Raw genomic sequence first — 1,020 nt, forward strand, 5'->3', positions numbered from 1 at the left:
CTTCGAAGTCCGCGACGTGCACCCGACCCACTACGGCCGGATCTGCCCCATCGAGACGCCGGAAGGCCCGAACATCGGCCTGATCAACTCGCTGGCCACCCACGCGGTGGTCAACAAGTACGGCTTCATCGAGAGCCCGTACCGGCGGATCAAGGACGGCAAGACCACCGACGAGGTCGTCTACATGTCGGCCATGGAAGAGGCCAAGCACGTCATCGCCCAGGCCAGCATCAAGCTGAAGAACGGCGAGATCGTCGAGGACCTGGTCCAGGGCCGGATCAACGGCGAGCCGGGCCTGCTGCCCAGGGCCGACGTCGACCTGATGGACGTGTCACCCAAGCAGGTGGTCTCCGTGGCCGCCTCGCTGATCCCGTTCCTGGAAAACGATGACGCCAATCGCGCCCTGATGGGCTCGAACATGCAGAAGCAGGCCGTGCCGCTCATCCAGTCGGACGCGCCCCTGGTCGGCACCGGCATGGAAAGCGTCGTGGCCGTCGACTCCGGCGCCGTCGTGGTCGCCCGCCGCACCGGCGTGGTCGAGCAGATCGACGGCACCCGCATCGTGGTCCGCGCGACGGAAGAGAACGACCCGACCAAGGCCGGCGTCGATATTTACCGCCTGCAGAAGTTCCAGCGTTCCAATACCTCGACCTGCATCAACCAGCGTCCGCTGGTCCGCGTGGGCGACCTGATCGCCACCGGCGACGTCATCGCCGACGGCCCGTCGACCGACCTGGGCGAACTGGCCCTGGGCCGGAACACCCTCGTCGCCTTCATGCCCTGGAACGGCTACAACTTCGAAGACTCGATCCTGATCTCCGAGCGTATCGTGCGCGACGACGTCTTCACCTCGATCCACATCGAGGAGTTCGAGGTCATGGCTCGCGACACCAAGCTGGGCCCGGAAGAGATCACCCGCGACATCCCGAACGTCGGCGAGGAAGCCCTGCGCAACCTCGACGAGGCCGGCATCGTGGCGATCGGCGCCGAGGTCCAGCCGGGCGACATCCTGTGCGGCAA

1 pseudogene is annotated in these 1,020 nt (G+C 66.2%); it reads left to right on the forward strand.

Annotation, left to right across the window (positions count from 1 at the left end):
* Positions 1 to 1,020 (forward strand): annotated as a pseudogene (locus Q8Q88_RS16435) (DNA-directed RNA polymerase subunit beta); the annotation flags it as partial.

Source organism: Phenylobacterium sp. (assembly GCF_030697925.1).
In the GTDB taxonomy this organism is placed as follows: Bacteria; Pseudomonadota; Alphaproteobacteria; order Caulobacterales; family Caulobacteraceae; genus Phenylobacterium.